The organism is Streptomyces sp. NPDC048650 (assembly GCF_043199095.1).
Lineage (GTDB): Bacteria > Actinomycetota > Actinomycetes > Streptomycetales > Streptomycetaceae > Streptomyces.
In genome coordinates this window covers 14482-29348 of sequence record NZ_JBICVM010000027.1, presented here as the reverse complement: position 1 = coordinate 29348, position 14867 = coordinate 14482, and the positions used below count along the sequence as shown (strand labels likewise).

Genomic DNA, 14867 nt, shown 5'->3' with positions numbered 1-14867 from the left:
AGATGCATGAAGGACTGATGCCTCGGTGAGCGTTGTCATCGTCAAGCGCCCGCCCCGCGCGCTGCCACCTCAAGTACCCGCGGAGGAGGTGACACTGGAGGCGCCTCCCGAGCTTCCCCGTGAGGGCGAGTCGGACAACCTGCTGATGAGTTTCATGCCCATGATGGGCATGGCGTCGTCGGCGGGATTCCTGTTCATGGGCAACCAGCCGTTCATGAAGATCATGGGCGGCTTCATGGTGGCGTCCACCCTGGCCATGGCGATCATGCAGATTGTCAAGTCCCGCCAGGGGCCTTCGGGGCAGATGCTCCAGGAGCGGCAGGACTACCTCAAGTACCTCGCGCAGAAGCGCAAAGAGGTACGCCGCACCGCCCGCAAGCAGCGGGACGCCCAGCTCTACATCCACCCCGACCCGGGCCAGCTGTGGTCGATCGTGGCCGAGGGCAAGCGGGTGTGGGAACGCCGGGCGAACGATGCGGATTTCGCACAGGTACGTCTGGGGCTGGGGCCGCAGCAGCTGGCCACTCCGCTCAAGGCTCCGGAGACCGCTCCGGTCGACGAGCTGGAGCCGCTCACCGCGCATGCGATGAAGGAGTTCCTGGACAAGCACGGACAGCTGGACAACCTCCCGCTGGCGGTCTCGCTGCGTGCCTTCTACCACCTGACCGTCTCGGGTGACCCGGACACGGTCTACGGCGCCTCGCGCGCGATCCTCGCCCAGATGTGCACCCTGCACTCGCCCGAGGACCTGGTGGTGGCGGTCGTCGCCTCGCCCGGTGCGCAGGCGGAGTGGGAGTGGACGAAGTGGCTGCCGCAGGTCCAGCACCGGACCACGGACGGCGCGGGTACCCGCCGGCTGGTCGTCGGCGACCTCGGGGAGATCGAGGAGCTGCTGGCGGACGAGCTGGAGGGCCGCGGGCGGTTCAACCCGCAGGGCAATCCGGTCACCGACGCCCCGCACGTGGTGATCGTCCTGGACGCCGGCGAGGTGCCCATGGACTCGGTGATCGCCGGGGCCGAGGGCCTGCAGGGCGTCACCATCCTGGAGGTCGTGCCGGGTGACCTGGACGAGATCCGGGGCGGTCTGGCCGTCCAGGTCTGGCCGGGCAAGCTGGTGCTGGAGTCGGCGAGCGGCGCGGTCTACCACGGCGTCTGCGACACCCTGTCGATCCCCGAGGCGGAGTCGCTGGCGCGCCAGCTGGCACCGCTGCGGGCGGGTTCCGGTGCGGACGGCGAGGAACCCCTGCTGTCCAACCTGGACTTCACCGACCTGATGAACATGGGTGACGCCGGCTCCTTCGACGTGTCGCGTACCTGGCGGCCGCGCACGCTGCACGAGCGGCTGCGGGTGCCGATCGGTGTCGACAGGGACGGCCAGCCCGTCATGCTCGACATCAAGGAGGCCTCGCAGGAGGGCATGGGCCCGCACGGCCTGTGTGTCGGTGCGACCGGTTCCGGTAAGTCCGAGGTGCTGCGCACCCTGGTGCTCGCCCTCGCCGTCACGCACTCCTCGGAGACGCTGAACTTCATCCTCGCGGACTTCAAGGGTGGCGCCACCTTCACCGGTATGTCGGAGATGCCGCACGTCGCGGCGGTCATCACCAACCTCGGTGAGGACGTCACACTGATCGACCGCATGCGCGACTCGATCACCGGTGAACTCCAGCGCCGCCAGGAACTGCTGCGCTCGGCGGGCAACTACGCCAACATCACCGACTACGAGAAGGCGCGTGCCGCGGGTGCGCCGCTGGAGCCGCTGCCGTCGCTGGTGATGGTGCTCGACGAGTTCTCCGAGCTGCTCACCGCCAAGCCGGACTTCATCGACATGTTCATCCAGATCGGCCGTATCGGCCGATCGATGGGTGTGCACATGCTGCTCGCCTCGCAGCGTCTGGAAGAGGGCAAGCTGCGCGGTCTGGACACGTTCCTTTCCTACCGGCTGGGTCTGCGCACCTTCTCCGCGGCGGAGTCGCGGACCGCGATCGGTGTGCCGGACGCCTACCACCTGCCGAACGTTCCCGGTTCCGGCATCCTGAAGTACGACACCGAGACGATGGTCCAGTTCAAGGCCGCGTACGTCTCCGGTGCCTACCGCGGTCCGGGTGTCGGCGGTGGCCCCGGTGGCAGCCGTACGAACCGGCTGCCGGTGCCGTTCACGGCCGCCCCGGTCATCGAGCAGATCATCGAGGACCCCACTCCCGTCGAGCCGGTCGAGCCGGAGCAGGACGACGCGCTCGCCGACACCGTCCTGGACGTCATCGTCCAGCGGATGCAGGGTCAGGGCCCGCCGGCGCACCAGGTGTGGCTGCCGCCGCTGGAGGAGCCGCCCACGGTCAACCAGCTGCTGCCGACGCTCGCGGTCACTCCCGAGCGGGGCGTGCACGCGCCGGAGTACACCGCGCTGGGCAAGCTCGTGGTGCCGGTCGCGCTGGTGGACAAGCCGTTCGAGCAGCGGCGTGACGTGATGTACCTGGACTTCTCCGCCGGTGCCGGTCACGGCCTGATCGTGGGCGGTCCGCAGTCGGGCAAGTCCACGCTGATCCGGTCCGCCATCGCCGCGTTCGCGCTCACCCACACCCCGGCCGAGGTGCAGTTCTACTGCCTCGACTTCGGTGGCGGCGGCATGCTGTCGATGGAGGGGCTGCCGCACGTCGGCGGTGTCGCCTCCCGTCTGGACGCCGAGAAGGTGCGCCGTACGGTCTCCGAGGTCGTCGGCATCCTCAACGAGCGCGAGGAGTTCTTCCGCTCCAACAACATCGACTCGATCTCGACGTACCGCCAGCGGCGGGCCGCGGGCGCCTTCCCCGACGAGAAGTGGGGCGACGTCTTCCTGATCATCGATGGCTGGGCGACGTTCAAGACCGACTACGAGCAGCTCGACCCGGTGATCCTGGACATCGCCGGCCGGGGTCTCGGTTTCGGCGTCCACCTGATCATCGCCGGTTCGCGCTACACCGAGGTGCGGCCCGCGCTGCGCGACCAGCTCCTCAACCGTGTGGAGCTGCGTCTGGGCGACGCCATGGAGTCGGAGTTCGACCGCAAGCGCGCGGAGAACGTCCCGATGGGCAAGCCCGGTCGTGGTCTGTCGCCCGACAAGCTGGACTTCCTGGCGGCGCTGCCGCGGCTGGACGGCATGAGCGACCCGGAGACGATCAGCGACGGCGTCGCGAACCTGGTCTCGACGATCAGCGAGAACTGGCAGGGCCGGCCCGCTCCGGCGGTGCGGATGCTGCCGACGATGCTGCACGTCAACGAGCTGCCGAAGGGCAGCGACTACCCGGAGCACGGCATCGCGATCGGTGTCGACGAGATGACGCTGTCGCCGGCGTTCATCGACTTCGAGACCGATCCGCTGCTGGTCGTCTACGGCGAGAGCGAGTCGGGCAAGTCGGCGCTGCTGCGTCTGATCGCCAAGCAGGTCTCGGAGCGGTACGCCTCGGACAAGGCGCTCCTGGTGGTCTCCGACTACCGGCGTGCGCACCTCGGGGAGATTCCGGAGAGCCATCTCTACAAGTACTGCGCCGCGGGGCCGCAGCTCCAGGAGGTCATCAGCGGGCTGGCGGGTTCGCTGGGCCGCCGGATGCCGGGCCCGGACGTCACGCCGGAGCAGCTGCGCAACCGCAGCTGGTACGACCTGCCGGACGCGTTCGTGATCGTGGACGACTACGACCTGGTGGCGACCAGCAGCGGCAACCCGCTGCAGCCGCTGCTGGAGTACCTGCCGTTCGCCCGTGACCTGGGCCTGCGCCTGATCATCGCGCGCAGTTCCTCGGGCGCCGGCCGGTCCTCGTTCGAGCCGGTCATGCAGCGCACCAAGGAGCTCGGTGCGCAGGGTCTGATCCTGTCGGCCGACCCGGGCGAGGGCCCGCTGATGGGCAACGTCAAGGGCCAGAAGCTGACGCCCGGACGGGCGACGTTCGTCACGCGCAAGCGTGGTGCGCAGCTGGTCCAGACGGGCTGGCTGCCGGCGAACAGCTAGGAGGCACCACCCACGACGACGGCGGTGGGGCGCCCCTCTCAGGAGGGGCGCCCCACCGCCGTCTGCTGTGACCCGCGTCCGGGCCGGATGGCCCGCGTCAGCCGAAGGCGCCGCCGGCGGACGGCTCGGAGGTGTAGACCTTCCCGGGCTTCTCGTCCCCGGCCTTGGCGTCCGCGCCCTTGGCGTCCTTGGCCGCCCGCTCGGCCGCCGCTGCCGGGTCCGTCCGCACGCCCTTGGCGATGTTCTCGCCGCCTCGCGTCGTCCCGCCGGCGCTCTGCCTCCCGAAGGGGTCGGGTCCGTGCGCCGCCGTGGAGGTCTCCCACTGGTGCGTCGCCGTCGGCCCCTGCCGGCCGCCGCCCCCACCGCCGCGCTTGCGGAAGGCGCCGCCGAGGCCGTTGGCGAGCTGGCCGAGTGCCATGAAGCCGTAGGCGAAGTTGGTGCCGGACTGCTGGCCGCCGGAGGATCCGTGGTTCGCCGGTGCCGGGCTCGGGTCGCCGCCGTGGTCCTCACCGCCCTTGTCGGCGGGCTGCTCGGCGGCGGACTCCAGGGACACGGCGGCCAGTTCGAACGCCGGCAGCGAGTCGTCGACGGAGCTCTTGAGCCGGTGCCACTCCCCGGCGAACGCCTCGCCCGCCGGCCCGTGCCAGTTGTTCGCGGCGACGTCGCCGACGTGCCGGTCCAGGTCGCGTACCAGACCGTCGAGGTGTGTGCCCATGTCCCGCCAGCCGGCCGCCGCTTCGTGCAGTGCCTCGGGGTTGCGTCGCTCGCTCACTTGACGCTCCGCATCATCTCGACCAGCTCTTCCTCGGCCGCCTGCGCGTTCGCCGCGGTCTCCCTGATGCCGCCGCCGACCTCGGCGAGCCGCTCCCGCAGCAGGACGAGGGCGTGCTCGGCCTGCTCGTAGCGTTCGAGGTGCTCCCGGGCCTCCTCGCGACTGCCGAAGCCGTCCCGCAGCGCCTCCGCGTCCGCCCGCCGTCTGAATGCCGCCAGCTGCCGGCCCAGTTCTTCCGCGCGTGCCTCGAAGGTCGCACCGAGCTTGTGCAACTCCTCCGAACTGAGCCGGACTTCGTCGGACATCGATTCTCCCCGTTGTTCCCTGGCAGCCAGCTGCTCCACTCCGTCTCAGGTCTAGCACACCCGCACGAGCCCCGGAGTCCCCTGGGGAACGACCGCCGGCCACACCGTGGAATACATACGGACCAATACCCGGCAATGCCGACAACTTCGTCTTGACGCCCTGTTCACACCCCTCATTACACTCAGCACGCCGGCGCAGCACATGGAGTCGCTGCGCCACCACAGCCAAGGGGGACCCGATGAGCAATGAGCGGCATATCCAGGACGAGGACCTGATGGACGTCGCCGCGGATCCGGAGCAGGCGCACCGGCTGCGCAAGGCCCTCACGACGCTGAGGGACAACCCCAACGTCGGCGGCAAACTCCAGGAGATGGCCAAGGAGGTGCTCTCCGGACGGATCGGCATGAAGGAAGCCATCGAGACGCCGGGCTACATGGATGCGCTGGGCAACCGGATGAACCAGATCCGTCGGGCCGCGGAGAACCAGACCATGGCGGAGCGGGAAGAGTCGCGCGAGCAGTTCACCAAGTGGCAGAAGGAGCAGGAGGAGAAGGAGGCCGAGGAGCGCGCCGAGCGCGACGGCCCCTCCGGCAACATCGTGACCGGTCCGCGGCGCGGCGGCCGGAGCGGCGGACACCGCGGCTGAGCACGGCGTCGCGGCCGCCGAGGTGGTCGCCGCCGTTCCCGTGGCCGTGACGCGGTTCGGGTGACTCGAGCGGAACCGAGTGGAGCCCGGCCGGGTTCAGCATGTCGGGCCGGGGCGATCGTCCGGATCCGCTTCCGTTCCCCATCGGCCCCGGCCTGCATGTTCCGGTTCCGGAACAGCCGGGACCCGGCGGCTCCGCACGGGTGCGCCGGATCATAGGATCGGGCAGATAGACGCAGGATTCCACGGGAGTGGACGCCGGGATCGATGGGGGCCGAAGAAGTCATGAGCGCCGCAGCCGAAGGCAATGCCACCAGGCCCGGATACGAGCCGCATCCGTTCATCGGAGGGCGCAGCGCAGCGCTCCGCGCGCTCGCTGCCTGGCGTATGCGGTGGCCCGGTGCGCCCCGGGTCATCGTGCTCACCGGAAGCCCGGGCAGCGGGCGCTCGAGGCTGCTCACCGGCTTCCTGATGATGTGTGATCCCGAGTTCCGCAAGCAACTGCCGCTGGACGACATGGATCCGGCGACCATCCCCCCGGACCTCCCGCCGCCTGCCGTACCGGCCCCCGCGATGCGGACCGCCGCACAGGTGCAGTGGCTGATCGCGGACCACTTCGGACTGCGGGCGACCCACGCCGAGGACATCTTCGGGGAACTCGCCGCTCTGGAAGAGCCGGTGACGATCGTGGTGCCGGACGTCGATGCGGCCGGTCCGGTACGGGCCGCGAACGAACCGGCTCGCCTCGTACGGGACGTCCTGGCGCCGCTCGCCGCCACGGAGACGGTTCAGCTGCTCGCCGATGCTCCCCGTGAACTGGCCACCGAGCTCGCCGGGTCGCTACCGCGCGGCCAGGTGCAGATCATCGACCTCGACGAGCCCGAGTGGGCCGATCCCGAGGGCCTGGTGCTGCACGCCGAGACCGTGCTCGATCCGGACTTCGGCGCCCCCGAGCTCCCGTACACCACCGATCCGGCCGCGCGCCGGGCGCTCGCCGAGGCAATGGCCCGGCGCGCGGGCGGCAGCCGGCTGACGGTGCAGCTCGCCGTGCAGTCGCTGCTGACGCAGCCCGAGGGCTTCGACCCGGCCGACGAGTCCCAGCTGCCGACCGATGTCGGCGAGGCATTGGACCTGCACGCCCGCCGCCTGGGCGCCGATCCGCAGACGCTGCGGCTGATGCTGGCACCGCTGGCGTTCGCCGAGGGCAGGGGGCTGCCCGTCGAACTGCTGGGCACCCTGGCCGGCGCCGTCGCCGGGCGGGACATGAACCAGGACATCGCGGACGGCATGCTGCTGGCCGCGCCGTTCATCGCGCCCGTCACGGCGCCGGCCGGGGACGGGGACGGGAATGCGGAGCCCGAGGGAAGCGACGGCACCCGCACCCTGCTGCGCCTGATGCACCCCGGTATCGCCGAGGAGATCCGCGCCGGGCTCCCCAGCGTCCGCGAGGCCCAGACCGAGATCGCCATGGCGCTGCTGGAGGCGGTGCCCGAGCAGGACTGGGGCAAGGCCGACCCGTACATCCGCGACCACCTCGCGGCGCACACCCTCGAGGCCGGTCTGCTGCCCCGGCTCCTCACCGACCCGGGTCTGTTCGCGCACGCCGATCCGGTGCCGATGCGGGCCGCCGTGGAGGCCGCGCCGGCCGAGGAGCTGGAGGCGCCCGCCCGCACGTACCTGCGGACCGCTCCCCTGCTCACCCGCTCCCAGGCACCGGCGGACATGCGGGCGGCGCTCCTGGAGACCGCGTTCGTCGAGGACGGGCTGGCCCCGTACGCGGACGCGTTGCACGCCCTCGGCTTCGCGCTGCCGTGGCGCACGTTGTGGAGCGTGCCGCTCGCCGGAGTGGGCGCGGTGACGACCGGCTCCCTGCCGCCGGCGGAGGAGTCCGAGGGGGACGGTGCGCGTCGGGTGGCGGCCTTCCTCGTTCCCGAGGGCACGCCCGGCTCCCGTCCCGCGCAGGGCGACGACAGCGCCGACGGCGGCCCCGCCGTGCTCCTCCACGACCTGATGCGGCCCGGGTACGTCGAAGCCGACCCGGAGCAGGTGCGACGGCCCTCGGACGAGGCACTGGAGGCGGCGCCGTTCGGCTTCAGCCGTGGCGCCGACTATCTGCGGGTGTGGGCCCGGCAGAGCCAGGAGGTGGTGACGGCGCTGATCTCGGACACCCCGTTCACCGGCGCCGACCTGTCTCCGGACGGCGTCCTCGTCGTCGCCACGGAGCGCGGCGTGACCGCCCGGCAGATCATCGTCCCCGCCCCCGCGCCCGCCGACGCGGCAGCCCCCACCGTGCCGGCCCAGCGCACCGGCACCACCGACTCCGACGCATCCGCCGACCCGGATGCTTCCTCCGGCCTCGAAGGAGACCACTCGTGATCACCCAGGCGCAGGCACACGCCACCGCCGCCCGCTGGCTCAACCCCGAAGGGCACCAGGGCCCGGTGCGCGAGGTGGCCATGCAGGAGTTCGACCTCGGCTGGGTGGTGTGGGCCGTTCCGCCGCCCCCGGAGGTCGACCCGCAGACCGGACAGCGTCGCCCGCCCGCCGAGGTCGGCACCGCATGCGGCGTCGTGGACCGCGCCTCCGGCGAGCTGACGGTCTGGCCGTCCGTGCCGGTCGACGAGGTCGTCCGGATGTACCAGCAGAAGCACGGCGCGGGCGCGGGTGCGGCGGCCCAGCAGCCGCCGGTCACCGGCCCCGGAAACACCGCCGTGGCCACGTACGACGACCCGTCCACGGGCGAGGAGACCAGCCTCGCCCGGGTCTCGGCCCCGGGTCTCCCGCCCGCCGAGCACCAGCTCTCCGCGGAACTCCGGCGGCTCGGCGTACGCGGCGAGGACGTCCGCGCGGTGCACACCGACCTGCGCCCCGCGCTGCTGCCCGGCGGCTACCCGGGCGACTTCGTCTTCCGTGCCTTCCCCAACGCCCAGTTCTCCTGCACCGAGGGCTACGGCATGCGTCCCGAGGAGCGTGCCGAGGGCGTCGCCGGGCTGCTGCGGCACGTCGAGATGATGCACCAGATCGCCGGGCAGCAGGCACCGCCGCGGCCGCACCGGCTGCCGGTGCCGGAGCGCGTCGAACCCGCCCCGGCGATGCGCGACGTGGCACTGGGCAAGCACCTCGCGGAGGTCTTCGGCCCCCAGGGCGTCTTCCGCCCCGACGCCGACGACACCGCCGCCACCCAGCTCCCCGAAGCCGCCAGGAAGACCCTGACCTGGGCCGGCCTGCCGATCGAGGTCCCGTACTTCTTCACCGCCGACCGCCCCGATGCCCCGCCCGCCGGCGGCCTGCTCACCGACGTCGCCACGTACCTCCGGCAGACCGGTACGGAGGCCCGCGAGGAAACCCTCGAGACCCTCTCCGGCTACGTCCGGATCGGCACCGACGGTCTCTACACCATGGCCGTGCAGTGCACCGCCCCCGAGCAGAACCAGAGTCTGATCGGCACCGTCTGGGCGGTCCAGCCGACGTCCGGCGGCGGCCGTTTCACCAACCGCACCCTCGCCGCCTACCTGCGCTCGCTCGCCCTCCTGGTGACCACCCGGCAGCAGATGCAGGGCATGGACCCGCGTGCGGCGGGCACGGCGGTGGCCGCCTTCCAGGAACAGCTCGCGGCGATCGACTCGTGGGCGCTGGACGACGAGGGCAACTGGTGGTCGCTGATCATCGAGCAGATGTGGCACGGGTTGTTCTGAGGGGTGGCTTCGGGAGGGGGCACGTCCGCGGAGGCATGGGACGCCCGCCCCGTTACTGCGCGAGCGGGCGGTCCCTGTGGTGAATCTCCGCCGCTTCCCACAGGCCGCCGGCCGCGGGCGCAGGGTTGTGGCGGCCGGTCATGAGCCCCCCTCGCCGGCGGTCGTCTGTCAGCCGTTGAGCAGCCAGTGGCCCCCGAGCGCAAGCAGCCCGAGCACACAGGCACCCACGGCCATGATGGCGAACACATCCCTCTTGCCCCGCTCGACGGACATGAGCTCCTCCTGGGACCTGGCGGTCATCAGGAACGGACTGCCGTCCGACGGGGGGCCGATGACCAGCTCGCCGCGCTCGTCGTCACGGGCCTCGCCGCGTACATAGAACTGCGCGTCTGCCCGGACGACCCACTCCTCCTGCTGGTGGCCGAGGGTGTGTTCGGTCGAGGGGTCGAGGAAGTCGAGTGCCGTCCGGACACCGCTCGGGTTGTGGTGACCAGGCTGCTGGTCGGCCCGGTGGGCCTGGTAGGCCTCGAAGTGGTCCATCGTCTTGGGCGCGTGGTCGACGATGTGCTGCGCGGGGAGTACGACGACGGAGCCGGATGCGTCCTCGACGAGGAAGGGAGTGGCGCTGATGGCATCGGAGACCACCTCGCTCTTGCGAGTGACGCGGTCGCCGCCGTATTCGGCCGAGCTCGAAGCCTTTCTCCGGATCTCGTACTGGCGCGTGATCCTGGTACGGAACCACACGCACTCCGTCCGGCCCAGCTGGGATGTCAACGAACCGCTGGGGTGGGGACGGGCAGTTCCTGCCACATCGACATGACGCCGGAACGCATCGGCGCCGGCCGTACTCAGCGCCGACTGATGCAGCTCGCGCAGTTCGCGCGACGACACCGACTCGGTGGTCACCATGGCGTTGATGCGCTGCCTCGCGCGCAGAACCTGGAAGACGCACACCACACTCAGAACCAGGAAGAACAACCCCAGGAACGCAAGCATATGACTCATACCCTTCTGTCGATGTCGTACGTCAGCGGAAGAGCTCGCGGAACCTGCGGAAGAGCTCGTCGAAATCCCTGGACAACTGGCGCCCCTCGTCGCTGACGGGCACGACCACCCCGCACCAGGAAAGACCTCCAGCGGCACCGCGTTGGCCCGTTCCTCACGAGAAGAGGACGACCAGCTGAGCGGAGATGCCACCCACGATGCTCACTGCCAGCAGCCCGATGACGACGCCGCGGGTTCCCGGGCCCACCGAGTGCCGCCAGGCTTGGCCGAGCGAGGGACCTTTGCTCCGGGGCCAGTTCGCGGCCAACAAGAAGATCCCGAGGCCGAGCAGGGCAAACCCAAAGAACGCCATCCAGGACGAGAGGCTGGCCTTGTGGGGATTGGCCGGTGTATATCCGCTGCCGAATACGGAGCCGGGGCCACGGTGCTGCACCGAGACCTTGCTGCCCGGAGCGTCACCTCCGAGAAGGTGGGAGAGGAATGCGTCGCCGTTCTCCGCAACATCATCGGCGGTGAAGGAGACGTATACGCCGTGATCCACAATCTTGCCGTCGTCGGAACGGAACGTGCCGTGGCAACCGGCCTTCCTCGTCTCGTCGGTTTTGTCGCCACGGGAGCCGTATTGGGTGGTGTCCCGGACGACCTCCTTACAGCTCCGTACCGTGAAAACGCCATGATCACCGATGAAGCCGCCCGCGTTCACCGCCTGGAAAGCGAACCAGGGAGTGAGCCCAAGGAAACCGATGATGAAGAGAAGGCCCAGTCCGCTGCGTTCACGGAACGGAGTTTCGGGCGTCGGCGTCGACAGGTGAGAGGGAGATGTCTGCGGGGACTGAGGCGGGTGGGACACAGTGGAGGACGCCTTTCGCGGCAGCGTTGCAGGCATGCGGCCGAGGTGCGGAACGGGTGCCGTGTGCCGGGCGGAAGCCGGGCTGTGGAGACTGTGTGTCGCCTGCTCCCCAGCGCGGCGGCGACCACCGTACACCGGTAGGCTTATCGGACCTACGTGACGTGCGGCCGGCAACAGGGGGACTCCATGGCAGGTTCTGGGTACAACGTCGATGCGGACGCGCTCAAGCAACAAGGTAAAAGTTTCGTCGGCATCTCCTCCGAATTCGGTACTGACACCAAGCAGTCCACGGACAAGATCGCCGCGTGCGAAGCGGCCTGGGGAACCGATGAGGTCAAACTCATCAAGCCACTCATCACGGGCTACACCGAGGTGAGTAGGGACATCCGGCTGCTTCTGCCCGTCCTCCAGAAGAAGCTCGGCGAGCTCGGAAGCAATCTCAACAAGATCGCCAACGAGTACCAGGCCACTGAGCAGGAGCAGATCTCCACCCTCAAGCGGGCTGCGCCCGAGGGCCACGCCTGACCCTCCCGGCCCCTCTCCGGCTCATTTCGCCGCCCGTCTACCAACCCACCACACCTGTGCTTCTAGGGGGAGTTCGTCTTGTCCATCGTGTTGCCCGTCGAGCTCGACTGGCTCTTGGACCTCCTGGGCTTCGACTGGCCCAATATCGACGAGGACAAGATGAAGGAGGCGGCGGACGCCTGGCGCAGCTTCGGTAAGGCCTGCGATCAGTGCAAGAGCGATGGAGCGGCCACCGCCAACAAGGTGCGCAGTTCCAACTCCGGTGAGGCCATCGACGCTTTCGGGGAAGCTTGGGGCAAATTCGCGGATGACGGGCTCCTCGCCATCGGCTACTTGGATGCCCTGTCGGGTGCGGCCGAGGTGCTGGCATTCCTGCTCGATTTCTGCGCCATGGTCATCCTGGCGATAAAGCTCGCCATCATCGCTCAGCTCATCGAGCTGGCCATCGAGTTCGCGATCGCGCAGGCGACGGCCGTGGTCAGCCTCGGCGCCTCCGAGGCCACTCTGGCCGGCCGGATCGTTCTGGTCAGGACGATCATCCGGCGGATCCTCACCGAAGGGGCGGAGAGGATATCCGCCAAGGTCGTGGAGGCCCTGGAGCAGAGGGTGGTCAAGAGAGCCGGGGAGATCCTCGGCGATCTCACGGAAAAAACCATTAAGTCGGTCAGAAAAGAAGCCGAAAAGCAGCTGATCAAGAATGTCACAGGCCAACAGGACGGCGTCGACTTCACCGCCCTTGGAGTGTCGGCGGTCAACCCGACGCTGAAGCCGGTCGCGGGCGAATTCAAGGCGGGCAAGGACGGCGGGTACGACTTCAAGGCAAGTGGTGCAGGCAGGGTCGCCGTCGGCGCCTATCACGAGGGCCAAGGACTCGGGATGATGGCGGGAGGCGACTTTTCCGGCGGCGCCAAAAAGGTGTGGGAAGGGCACGAGGAATCGGTCAAGGGCCTCAGGGAAGCATACGAATTCGGCACGAAGAAGAGGCCGGAGCCGGACGAGGAAGAGCCGACGGCACCAAACCCGACTCCCACCCCGCCCACGCCTGCCCCCGCTCCGACCCCGCCTCCGCCCCCCACTACTCGCAGCGGCCGGGACGAGGCCGACCGGGCCCGTAACGCCTTCGGCTGACAGGAACCCCACGATGCGCAACAGCAACAGCAATTCCGACGCTCTCGGTGAGCGCGACTACCCCATCGAGGAGAAGGACCTCACCGAGGAGCAGAACGAGCACCTCACCAAGTCCCTCCGCGCGGTCCGCGACAACGCCAAGGCACCCGAGGCGTTGAAGGAGTTGGCGCGGAAGATGCTCAGCGGACGGCTTGAGCTCAAGGACGCCCTGGACGACCCGGCCGGGAACCAAGCGCTGGGTGCGGGGCTGGCCCCGCTCAGGGATGAGTGGCGGTCGATGTCCCCGCAGGAGCGTCAGGCCGTCCGGGAGCGGGATCCTGATGAGGACGCCCCGCGCGATGGCCACGACGCCCGCCGCGCCTCCAGGTACTGATCTGCGTCACCGAGTCCGGCCCAAGGCAACGCTGCAACGGCCTTCGCGGTGACTGGGGTTGCCCTACCGAAGGGCCCGCATCCCGACGTTCGGATGCGGGCCCTTCAGTTGGGTCCGGCCGACGCAGGGCACGGGACCTCGTTCTTCATCAAGCATGCCCACGGCCATGACAGGCCCCCGGCACCTACGAGCCAGGACAGCGCCGCCGAAAGAGACCGTCCCCGGCGCCCCATGGGACGTCCCGTCTCTGCGGGCGAAGTCGACTCGGACACTGGGGCCGAACGGCCACGTTGGAGGCCGGCCCTGACGGGTGACCGCGGGAAGAGGGCCAGACCCATGCCCCCACTCCCATGACGAACGCCGAGGCCGCATGCGCAGATGTGGTTGCAGTGCCAGGACCGGCCGTGCACTGAAGCGATGAAACGGCCTCTTCCAGCATGAAGGGGAACAGCGCGGCGCCCCCTTGCCGCCTACGGGACGCCCCACCTCCCGCCAACCGGCCGGTTGCGAGCCTTCAGGGCAACAACAACCAGTCCGCGGCCAGAGCCGCCACCAGACCGATGACCAACAACCAAGTACCCAACCGGGTACGGCCGTTGCGGCTCAGCTCGATCACCACGCCGCAGAGCACCAGCGCGGCCCCGTAGACCCCGACCACCAGCACCGAATGCCGGGACGCCAGGCGGATCGCGAGCACCAGCGCCACCGCCCCCATCAGGACCGAGGCCAGGATGATGCGTATTCGGCGTGCCTGGCGTGGCGTCATGCCTGCGGGAATCTCGGAAAGCGGCTGCTCATTGCCGGTTGCGTCCATGAGCGGGATGCTACGGGACCGGTGATCGGCCGCGCGCCCGGATCCGGGGCACACGCCCCGACCCGTTCCCCCTTCTGACTGACCCCTCGCGCCCCGCCCCCGCAACACAGGCCCCCCGCGACGCACACGCCGGCGACCGGTCCGGGCGCCGTACCCCCACGACCGTCCACGGCCGCTCCGCATCGCGCCTCGACCGTCGACCGTCAACCACGCTCGATCAGCCCTCGTTCCCCACCGCCAACCACAGGCAATGGCAACGGATTCATACTTCCACCGGTCTACCGGAAACTCTTCACCATTCCACCATCATCTGCCAACAACAGCCCCAATCCGTCGTCTTGACACACCATCATCCAGATCGCCTAATGTAGGACCTTTCAAGAAGCATCATGAGTAGTGCGGCACAGCAGAAAATCGGGGGAGACGGTGGCAGGCAAGGCATTTGATGTCGATCCAGACGTACTGAAGACCCAAGGCAATGCCTTCGTCCACGTCGGCAGCGATTTCTCCAAGGCAGCGAAGAAACTGCAGGACGACCTCAAAGGCGTCGAAGACCCCTTCAAGGACTGCGACTTCGGCGAAATCTTCCTGACGATCTACGAGCCCATCCGGGACGGGATGTTCACGTCGATGGACTCCCTCGGCGAGCGCCTTGAGGAAATCGGCGACAAGCTCGACGCCATGGCCCAGAAGTACGCCGAATCCGACGAGCAGGGCATCCACACCATCAGCGCCGTGGCCCGCCCGAACATCTGACACATGCCGTGCCCCAGG

At 69.4% G+C, this 14867-nt stretch carries 13 protein-coding genes; 8 read left to right on the top strand and 5 right to left on the bottom strand.

Features of this window, described 5'->3' with window-relative positions; genetic code table 11:
• The first annotated feature begins 25 nt into the window (after positions 1 to 25).
• On the top strand, positions 26 to 3979 hold the full coding sequence (gene eccCa / locus ACGFML_RS37700) for a type VII secretion protein EccCa (RefSeq protein ID WP_393550412.1): 3954 nt from the start codon (positions 26 to 28) through the stop codon (positions 3977 to 3979).
• A gap of 97 nt (positions 3980 to 4076) precedes the next feature.
• Here the strand turns inward: eccCa and ACGFML_RS37695 are convergent, their stop codons facing one another.
• The gene (locus ACGFML_RS37695; RefSeq protein ID WP_393550410.1) at positions 4077 to 4751 is read right to left on the bottom strand and encodes a WXG100 family type VII secretion target; all 675 of its coding nucleotides are present in this window, start codon (positions 4749 to 4751) and stop codon (positions 4077 to 4079) included.
• Positions 4748 to 5056 (bottom strand): hypothetical protein, encoded by a 309-nt coding sequence (locus tag ACGFML_RS37690; RefSeq protein WP_393550408.1) that lies wholly within the window; start codon positions 5054 to 5056, stop codon positions 4748 to 4750. The genes ACGFML_RS37695 and ACGFML_RS37690 overlap by 4 nt, the downstream gene beginning before the upstream one ends.
• Positions 5057 to 5295: 239 nt before the next feature.
• On the opposite strand from ACGFML_RS37690, the gene ACGFML_RS37685 reads away from it, so the two are divergent.
• From ACGFML_RS37685 to ACGFML_RS37675, 3 genes are all read left to right on the top strand, one after another.
• Positions 5296 to 5703 (top strand): hypothetical protein, encoded by a 408-nt coding sequence (locus ACGFML_RS37685; RefSeq protein WP_393550406.1) that lies wholly within the window; start codon positions 5296 to 5298, stop codon positions 5701 to 5703.
• A 285-nt stretch (positions 5704 to 5988) separates the two neighbouring features.
• Positions 5989 to 8079, top strand: coding sequence for an ATP-binding protein (locus ACGFML_RS37680; protein ID WP_393550404.1), 2091 nt, complete (start codon positions 5989 to 5991; stop codon positions 8077 to 8079).
• A complete protein-coding gene (locus ACGFML_RS37675) occupies positions 8076 to 9398 on the top strand; it encodes an SUKH-4 family immunity protein (protein WP_393550402.1) in 1323 nt (440 codons plus the stop codon). The genes ACGFML_RS37680 and ACGFML_RS37675 overlap by 4 nt, the downstream gene beginning before the upstream one ends.
• A 168-nt stretch (positions 9399 to 9566) precedes the next feature.
• Here the strand turns inward: ACGFML_RS37675 and ACGFML_RS37670 are convergent, their stop codons facing one another.
• Together ACGFML_RS37670 and ACGFML_RS37665 are read right to left on the bottom strand one after the other, a co-directional pair.
• Positions 9567 to 10403 (bottom strand): GIDE domain-containing protein, encoded by an 837-nt coding sequence (locus ACGFML_RS37670; RefSeq protein ID WP_393550400.1) that lies wholly within the window; start codon positions 10401 to 10403, stop codon positions 9567 to 9569.
• Between the two features lie 154 nt (positions 10404 to 10557).
• Positions 10558 to 11289 carry a hypothetical protein gene (locus ACGFML_RS37665; RefSeq protein WP_393550398.1) on the bottom strand — a complete coding sequence of 244 codons (732 nt, stop codon included), beginning with the start codon at positions 11287 to 11289 and terminating at the stop codon, positions 10558 to 10560.
• Between the two features lie 150 nt (positions 11290 to 11439).
• Between ACGFML_RS37665 and ACGFML_RS37660 the strand changes: the two genes are divergently transcribed.
• The 3 genes from ACGFML_RS37660 to ACGFML_RS37650 all read left to right on the top strand — a co-directional run bounded on the left by ACGFML_RS37660 (position 11440) and on the right by ACGFML_RS37650 (position 13279).
• A complete protein-coding gene (locus ACGFML_RS37660; protein WP_393550397.1) occupies positions 11440 to 11778 on the top strand; it encodes a hypothetical protein in 339 nt (112 codons plus the stop codon).
• Between the two features lie 78 nt (positions 11779 to 11856).
• The gene (locus ACGFML_RS37655; RefSeq protein WP_393550395.1) at positions 11857 to 12906 is read left to right on the top strand and encodes a hypothetical protein; all 1050 of its coding nucleotides are present in this window, start codon (positions 11857 to 11859) and stop codon (positions 12904 to 12906) included.
• Between the two features lie 13 nt (positions 12907 to 12919).
• Positions 12920 to 13279 (top strand): hypothetical protein, encoded by a 360-nt coding sequence (locus tag ACGFML_RS37650; protein ID WP_393550393.1) that lies wholly within the window; start codon positions 12920 to 12922, stop codon positions 13277 to 13279.
• Between the two features lie 514 nt (positions 13280 to 13793).
• On the opposite strand, the gene ACGFML_RS37645 is transcribed toward ACGFML_RS37650, so the two are convergent.
• Positions 13794 to 14093, bottom strand: a complete 300-nt coding sequence (locus tag ACGFML_RS37645; protein ID WP_393550391.1) for a hypothetical protein — start codon at positions 14091 to 14093, stop codon at positions 13794 to 13796.
• A 426-nt stretch (positions 14094 to 14519) separates the two neighbouring features.
• Here ACGFML_RS37645 and ACGFML_RS37640 point away from each other — a divergent pair, with 426 nt between their 5' ends.
• The gene (locus ACGFML_RS37640) at positions 14520 to 14849 is read left to right on the top strand and encodes a hypothetical protein (RefSeq protein ID WP_393550390.1); all 330 of its coding nucleotides are present in this window, start codon (positions 14520 to 14522) and stop codon (positions 14847 to 14849) included.
• Positions 14850 to 14867 lie beyond the last annotated feature (18 nt).